This is a genomic window from Paracoccus angustae (genome assembly GCF_042648745.1).
Taxonomy (GTDB): Bacteria; Pseudomonadota; Alphaproteobacteria; order Rhodobacterales; family Rhodobacteraceae; genus Paracoccus; species Paracoccus angustae.
The window spans coordinates 1-7308 of the sequence record NZ_JBHRXY010000068.1; the positions used below are offsets into that span (position 1 = coordinate 1).

Here is a 7308-nt window from a genome sequence, read left to right on the forward strand (position 1 = left end):
GGCATGAACATGTATTCTCCGCCGCGCAGGCGGTTGAAAGTGGTCACGCCGTTCACGCGGCGGCGAGCGGGTTCGTCCGGGATAGTGAAGGTGCCCGGCTCTTCGTGCAGGCCCACGATCGGGTCGAGTTCTTCCCCGAGGTCGATGAAGTTGCCGCGGTTGATCCACTCCTGCTGCAGGAACTCGATCGTGTCATAGGCGCGCGCGCTGATGAAGATGAAGAAGAGCCCGCGGGCGGCCTTGCCGTCATCCGCGGCTGTGACATCGGATGTCCATTTGGGGCCGAAGGTCGAAGGGCGGCGGATGATGCGCTTGATGTTCACATCCGTCAGGATCGTCATGCTGCTGTCGCGCGGGTTCAGTCGGCGGATATGCGAAGAATAAGGGCAGAGCAGCCCCTTTGGGTCGTCCCTGAAGGTGAAATCGTTGTTGCGTTCGGGGTCGGCACCCAAGGCTTCGTCGTCGTGGTCGGGCGACAGGATCAGGGGGGCGCCGCTGCGCCAGCGGCCGACCATCTTGGCCGCGAGCAGGTGCTGAGCCTCCTCGCTCTCGGCATGTTCGCGCAGGAAGTCGTTGAAGGCGCCGACGCGGCTGTTGTACTTGCGCAGGACGACATAGGTTCCGTTGCGCCCCAGGTCCGGCGGTTGCGGCATGCCGAGAGGCTGGCCCGTCTCGCTGTTCTCGCCCAGGATGAACTCGCCCGCGGCGATGGCCGGGCCGTCGCCCGGCAGCGGGTCCACGCCGCTGCCCGCGATGTTGGGCTGGGCGATGGCATCACGGAAGCCGAAGGGATTCTCGGCATCCTCGTCCGCGCCGAATTCATGGGTGGCGACCAGCGTGACGCCGCTGGAGCGCTCAAGTTCGGCCATGGCCTTGCCCACGGCCTTGTCGCGCGCCGCCTCGTCGGCGGCGAAGATGGTCAACGCGATGTGCAGCGTGCCGGGCTTGAACGCCTCTTCCCATGTCTCCGGTGCGTTCTCGCCGAAGTCGCGCAGCATCTCGGCCCGCGCGGCCATGCCCTGGCGGAAGGGCAGCGGAAAGCTCGACAGCGACTCCTCGGGCAGGCCGAGCGCCTTCAACCCCTCGTGGCTGATTGCCACGCCGACCCAGGATTCCATCTCGTTGGTCCAGTCCTCGGCCGAGGGGACGTGCTCGGCCAGGCGGCCCAGCAGGTCGCGCCCGCCACTGGCGTCGTCCACATGCAGCATCGCATGGATGCCTACATATGGCTCTGGGCGCGACCGCAGGATCAAGCCCTGGATGTCGTCAAGCTGCAGCTTGACGCGGTCGCGGCGGAAGCGTTTGCGGAGGCTGGGAAGCAGGGCCATCAGTAATCCACTCCCTCCGGCTGGGACATCTTGTCGAGGAAGGCTTTCAGCGCCTTCGGGCCGCTGTTGTCGAGGTCGGTTCCGGCCACCGCGTCCATCATCTCGTTCACGGCCTTTTCCATGCGCTGCAGGCGGCGCACGTCCACGACCGTCACCTGCGGGTTGGCGACGAACCAGCCGGCGGCGTCGATCTGGTGCTTGGCGATGAAGTCCTTGACCGACGGGTCGGCAATGCCCGGCCAACCCTCGACCGACTGGAACAGCAGGTCCATCAGTTCGGGGATCTTGGTCGCGAAATCGTTGATATAGGCGTCCCAGTCGCCGTCATAGGTGGTGGCGAACAGGATCCTTGTGTCATTGTCGAAGAAGACGAAGCGCATGTCGTGCAGCGTCGAGACGCGCTGCGCGCCATCGAAGTTGCCGTTCGTCAGGTTGAAGATGCGGCGCAGCCGCTCGGCCCCGCCGGGCTTCAGCGTGGCGAAGGCGGTCAGTTCCGACACGTTGCCCGACTGTCGCCCGGCCCGCCCGGCGGTCTGCGAGGTGCCCTTCAGTTCCGGATTGTGGCGGCGGACCATGGCTTCGAGCGCGATCTTGGCCAGTTGCGGTGCATCGCTCGCGACCTCCTCGATCTTGCGCCGGATTTCGGCCAACCTGCTTTCATCCTCAAGCCGCGGGTCGGGGCCGGTCTGGACTGGGCCGGCGTTCGCGCCTTCGAGCTTGTCTTTCGTCTCGTGCTTCTGGGCCATTGCACGTCTCCTTCTGGCTTGCTGGACCTGGCGCGGTCCTCAGTCGGGGATCTCGTCGAGGGTTGCCGGCTCATGCCGCTCGACGGCGTTGAGTTCGTGGCGACGCAGCATTGATGCCGCGTAGGCGGCCCGCCGGATGCGGTTGATCGAACCCAGCGGCTGGTGCGCCTCGACGCAATGCCACGGGTTGAAGTGCAGCACGTCGTCGCCATAGACGCGCCGCGCGGGCGAAAAGGCGTCCTGTGCCTCGAAGGTCAGGCTCGCCAGCGGCTGCTGGGGCGAGGACTCCTCGTCCCACTGAACGGCCGCATTCTCGATGGGCATCCTGTCGAGGTCGGTCGCAAGCTGGACGCGCAGCGTGTATTCGGCGCCCTGGTCGCGGAAGAAGTCCGCCACCAGGTCACGCATGGTCGAGAAGTCCACATCCTTGACGACCCTGTCCGTCAGCGCGCGGACATTCGTGGACGCGGGCGCGATCGAAATCTTGCCGATGTAGTCGCCGAAGCGCAGCGCGCCCTGGGTGTGATAGGTTTCGCCCAGCAGATTGGCGTTGTCGCGCGCCAGCCCCTGCAGGGTTGCGCCGGGTTCGCGGCCGAAGACTTCGACGACGTCCTCGGCTCCCCGAGCGGCGGCCGCGACCATGCGCTGGAAGAAGTCTGGGGCGTTTGCATTATTTTCTAACAAGCCCAGCATCTTCTTGTATTTCTGCACCGTTCCGAAAGCGAGAACGGGAAAGTTGACCATCAGGAAGTCCTGGTTCCGGCCCGGCTCCTCTCCGGCAAGGCGCGCGCCCGGGACGCCCAGGATCTTGATCGCAAAGCCACGAGGGGCGGGAATCTCGTCGCTGTGTATGTCTCCGGGCGCCGATGACAGGCGGGCGATCACGTCATAGGTGGCGGGCCCGGCAAAGATGCCCTGACGCAGATGCGCGGGTAGGTCGTCATGGACCCTCAGTCTGCCCTTTAGGAAGCCGTGGCTTTTTGCATGGGCGTCGCGGATCGCGTGGCGGTGGCGGTCGAATGCCGCCAGATTGGCCGCGCCCATCTGCGACACGATCTCGTCGGTCAGCCGCGCCTCGTCGGGTTGCACGACCTCCAGATCCGGGGACCACCTGACATAATCAATATCCATTGCGACTCCGTTTGCGATCCGCTCATGATCGGATTGCGAGATCAAGGGCGGGCCTGTCACCGCTTGGCCGCCTAACGCGACATCCATCTAGAAGTTCATGTCGACGCCGCATCACGTCCTGCCTGCTTCAAGGCCGCAGGACCTGAGTTTTCCTGTTCTTGCGCTTGCCGCGATTTGCGCCAGTCCGGCCATGACCTTCTCCGGCGCGAGGCAAGGGCTGGCCGACACCGCGACGCGCCTTGAGCAAGGGGCAGAGTACCTCTCCGGCCGCAGGGCGGCAGCTCCGGCAACTTTGCCCCGCTCCCCACGTTATAGTGGCGCGCAAGGGCGATCCCGGCCATCCATGCGAACGCGGCGATAAACCACAAGGATCCTCATGACCTCGATCTCTTCCGACCTGCCTCCTTCGATGCCAGCCCGACCCCGATCCCGGGTGCTGCCCTATGTCGTCCTGCTGACCCTGGCGGCCCTGGTCGCGGGGCTGGTATGGTACGCCACCCGCCCCGTCGCCATGCTGGTGCAGGGCGAGGCCGAGGCGCCACGGGTCGATGTCAGCGCCCGCGTGCCCGGTCGCGTGGTCGAACTGGGCGCCGATGTTGGCGACAGGGTCGAGCAGGGGGCGCTGCTGGTGCGGCTGGAAAACGCGCAACTGACCACAAACCTGGGCGCCGCCCAGGCCGCACTGGTGGTGGCGCAGCGCAATGAGACCGCCATCGGCGCCACCCGGCCCGAAATCATCCGCGCCCGCGAGGCCGAATTGGCCGCGGCCGAGGCCGACCTGCAACTGGCGCAGGAAGCCGCGACCCGCGATCAGGCGCTGGAACAGCGAGGCGTCCGCTCGCAGGCAGTAATCGAGCAGAGCGCCCGCAACCTTGCCGCGGCCGAACGCAAGGTCGAGGCCGCGCAGGCGCAGCTGGACCTGACCCGCGCCGGCGCCAGCCCCGAGGAGCGCGCCGTGGCCGCGGCCCAGGTCGATCAGGCGCGCGCCGCGATTGGGCAGGCCCAGGCCAATATCGACGAACTGAACGTCACCGCCCCGCAAGGCGGCCAGGTGACCGGCCGCATGGTTGAATTGGGCGAGAACGTGGGCGCGGGCGCGCCGCTGTTCACCATCGTTGATCTGGACCGGACCTGGTTCACCTTCAACATCCGCGAGAACCTGCTGGGCGGTCTGAAGGTGGGCGACCGGCTGCGGGTGCAGGTGCCGGCGCTGGATGCGCAGATCGATGCGACGGTGACGCTGATCAATGCGCAGGGCGATTTCGCCAGCTGGCGCGCGACCCGGGCGACAGGCGACTTCGACCTGCGCAGCTTCGAGGTCCGCGCCGCCCCCGCCACGCCGGTTCCGGGGCTGCGCCCCGGCATGTCCGCCCTGATCCGGCCGGCGGAGGCAGAGGGGGAATGAGCGGTCTCGTCAGGGCGATCCGGCGCGAGTTCCGGCTGATCCGCCGCCGCCCGGCGCTGATCGGCTTGACGGTGGTGCTGCCCCTGGCTCTGTGCGTCCTGTTGGCCTTTGTCTTCCGCTCCGGGGTTGCCACCAACCTGCCAGTCGCCGTGGTCGATCTGGACCGCTCCAGCCTCTCGCGGCAGGTGGTGCGAATGCTGGACGCCACCCCTGACGTCGAGGTGTCCGCCCGGGCGGACAGCCTGCTCGAGGCGCGCTCACTGATCCTGTCGGGCCGGGCGCGCGGCGCGCTGCTTCTGCCCGCGGGCTTCGAGCGCGACGCGCTGCGCGGCGCCCGGCCCGAGGCTGTGATCTTCTACGACAACCAGCACATGAGCGCCGGGTCGGTCGTCGCCCGCGGCGCCCGCAATGCCGTCACCGCCGCTTCGGGGGGCCTCAGCGTCAGCCTGCGCGAAGCTCAGGGGGCCGGTTCGTTGCAGGCCACGGCGGCGGCCCAGCCCATGCTGCTGCAGACGCATGCCCTGTTCAACCCCGCCCTCGACTATGTCGACTTCCTGCTGGCGGCGCTGATGCCGGCGGTGATCCAGCTGATGGCCGCCGCCGCAACCACCTATGCGGTATCGCTGGATTTCGGCCCGGGCCGCCACGCCCGCGTCCTGTCACGGCTGGCAGGCGGGTTATTGCCCGCAATGCTGGGCAAGCTGCTGCCATATACCTTCCTGTTCATGCTGATCCTCGGCATCTCTGACATCGGGCTTTACGGGTGGCTCGGGGTGCCGCTTCGCGGCTCGCTGCTGCTGATGGGGGTGGGGGCGGCGCTGTTCATCATCGCCTGCCAGCTGATCGGGGCGCTTTGCTTCCTTCTGACGCGCGATTTCGCCCGCGCGGTCAGCTTCGTGGGCGTGATCCTGGCGCCGGCGCTGGGTTACATGGGCATCGGCTTCCCGCGCGAGGCGATGCCGCCCTTGGCGCAGGCGTGGTCCGCGCTGATCCCCGGCACCTGGTATATCCAGTTGCGCATCGACCAGTCGCTGCGCGCGACCCCCATGGATCTGTCCGTCTGGCCTGTCCTTTACCTTCTGGCGATTGCCGTCGCACTGGGATTGATCGTGCTGCTGCGCCTTGACCGGATGCGATCGGCGCTTGCTCCCGCCACCGCGCGCACGGCGAGGAGGACGGCATGAAGGCGATCCTGCGCGTGCTGCGGGCCGAGCTTGCGGCGATTTTCCGCGATCCGCAGATCCTGTCGGTGATGATGGTATCGCTGGCGATCTATGCGCTGATCTATCCCTATCCTTACCGGCCCGAACTGCTGCGCGAGGTGCCGGTGGCGGTGGTCGATCTGGATAACTCGGCCGGCTCGCGCCAGCTTGCGCGCGACATCGACGCCAGCGAAGCGGTGGCCGTCGTCGCCCGCCCGCCGACCATGGCAGAGGCCGAGCGGCTGGTCCACGAACGCCGCGCCTATGGCATCCTGCTGGTGCCGCAAGGCTTCGAGCGCGAGTTGCTGCGCGGCCGGCAAAGCCCCATCGCCATCTATGCCGACGCGAGCTACTTCCTGATGTATCAGAAGGCGCTGACCGGCATCGCCGGGCCCGCCCGCACCACCGGCGTGCAGGTGCAGGTCGCGCGCCAACTGGCCACCGGCACCAGCCGCACCGAGGCCCTATCGGGCGCCAGCCCCATCGCACTGGTCGAAGTGCCGCTGTTCAACCCGGCCGGCGGCTATGCCACCTACATCCTGCCCGCGGCATTCGTGCTGATCCTGCAGCAGACAATGATGATGGGCCTTGGCCTTGTCGCCACGCGCCGTGCGCCCTCGGCCGATCCGCTGCCGTGGCGGATGCTGGGCCGGGCCGGGGCGTGGCTGGGCCTCTATGCGCTGCTGCTGCCGATGTATCTGGTCGTGCTGCCTTGGGCCTATGGCCTGCCCTGGCTGGGCCATCTGCCGGCGCTGGCGATGCTGGGGGTTCCTTTCGTGCTGGCGGTCGGGTTCCTCGCGCAGGCCGTGGCCGCCGTGCTGCGCCGTGCCGAGATGGTGCAGATGGTGCTTCTGTCCTTGGGGATGCCGCTGTTCTTCCTGTCAGGCTTCTCTTGGCCCATCGAGTCGCTGCCGCTCCTGTTGCGAGCCGCCGCTCAGGCCATTCCCAGCACCGCGATGATCGAGGGCTATGTCCGCAGCGCCCAGATGGGGGCCGGACTGGCCGAACTGGCGCCCCTCATCCGCCAGCTCTGGCTTCTCGCGTTTGCCTATGCGGGAATCACCCTTCTGTTGCGCTTGGGCGCAAGCGGCTCGCGGCTTTCCGCAGCCCGGCCGGAAGTTCGGTCGCAGGAGGCGGGCGACATCTTCTGAGGGCGTGCACCGAGGCAGGCGTCAGGGTTGGGGCACGGCCGATCCGGGCGCGGCCATGATCTCGGGACCAGCCGACGCCTAGGTCATCAGGTCTGCAAAAGGCCGAGCCCAAATACCGCCATCCGGAAAACCCAGACCTGACCTGGACCGGTCGTGGCCGCAAACCCGGCTGGATCGTGGAGGCTCTAGAAGCCGGAAAATCACTCGAGGATTTTGCGATTTAATCGTCTCACGTTGCATTTGAGAGGTGCGCGAAGCGCGCCTTTTAGTCATAATTGCAGCATGTATCGCCCCGCCTTGTGGAGCTTAACTTATCTCACCGCGTCCAATGGCATCAGCTACACT

General features: G+C 67.1%; 6 protein-coding genes and 1 pseudogene. 4 read left to right on the forward strand and 3 right to left on the reverse strand.

Going from position 1 to position 7308, the window contains the following annotated elements; genetic code table 11:
• The 3 genes from ACFOM8_RS22055 to ACFOM8_RS22065 all read right to left on the reverse strand — a co-directional run.
• The coding region (locus ACFOM8_RS22055) for a Dyp-type peroxidase (protein WP_377764532.1) at nt 1-1328 on the reverse strand (1328 nt) is incomplete at its 3' end.
• Nucleotides 1328-2074, reverse strand: coding sequence for a hypothetical protein (locus ACFOM8_RS22060; RefSeq protein WP_377764533.1), 747 nt, complete (start codon nt 2072-2074; stop codon nt 1328-1330). The genes ACFOM8_RS22055 and ACFOM8_RS22060, both read right to left, overlap by 1 nt.
• A 39-nt stretch (nt 2075-2113) precedes the next feature.
• The gene (locus tag ACFOM8_RS22065) at nt 2114-3205 is read right to left on the reverse strand and encodes a catalase family protein (protein ID WP_377764534.1); all 1092 of its coding nucleotides are present in this window, start codon (nt 3203-3205) and stop codon (nt 2114-2116) included.
• A 376-nt stretch (nt 3206-3581) separates the two neighbouring features.
• On the opposite strand from ACFOM8_RS22065, the gene ACFOM8_RS22070 reads away from it, so the two are divergent.
• The 4 genes and pseudogenes from ACFOM8_RS22070 to ACFOM8_RS22085 all read left to right on the forward strand — a co-directional run.
• Nucleotides 3582-4610, forward strand: a complete 1029-nt coding sequence (locus ACFOM8_RS22070) for an HlyD family secretion protein (protein WP_377764535.1) — start codon at nt 3582-3584, stop codon at nt 4608-4610.
• A complete protein-coding gene (locus ACFOM8_RS22075; protein ID WP_377764536.1) occupies nt 4607-5794 on the forward strand; it encodes an ABC transporter permease in 1188 nt (395 codons plus the stop codon). The genes ACFOM8_RS22070 and ACFOM8_RS22075 overlap by 4 nt, the downstream gene beginning before the upstream one ends.
• A complete protein-coding gene (locus ACFOM8_RS22080; protein ID WP_377764537.1) occupies nt 5791-6963 on the forward strand; it encodes an ABC transporter permease in 1173 nt (390 codons plus the stop codon). Before ACFOM8_RS22075 ends, ACFOM8_RS22080 begins: the two co-directional genes overlap by 4 nt.
• A gap of 107 nt (nt 6964-7070) precedes the next feature.
• A pseudogene (locus ACFOM8_RS22085) lies at nt 7071-7187 on the forward strand (H-NS histone family protein); the annotation flags it as partial.
• Between the last annotated feature and the right edge of the window lie 121 nt (nt 7188-7308).

Coding starts and splice junctions, on each gene's coding strand:
- ACFOM8_RS22060 (WP_377764533.1), bottom strand. CDS start 2,074: ATGGCCCAGAAGCACGAGACGAAAGACAAGCTCGAAGGCGCGAACGCC.
- ACFOM8_RS22065 (WP_377764534.1), bottom strand. CDS start 3,205: ATGGATATTGATTATGTCAGGTGGTCCCCGGATCTGGAGGTCGTGCAA.
- ACFOM8_RS22070 (WP_377764535.1), top strand. CDS start 3,582: ATGACCTCGATCTCTTCCGACCTGCCTCCTTCGATGCCAGCCCGACCC.
- ACFOM8_RS22075 (WP_377764536.1), top strand. CDS start 4,607: ATGAGCGGTCTCGTCAGGGCGATCCGGCGCGAGTTCCGGCTGATCCGC.
- ACFOM8_RS22080 (WP_377764537.1), top strand. CDS start 5,791: ATGAAGGCGATCCTGCGCGTGCTGCGGGCCGAGCTTGCGGCGATTTTC.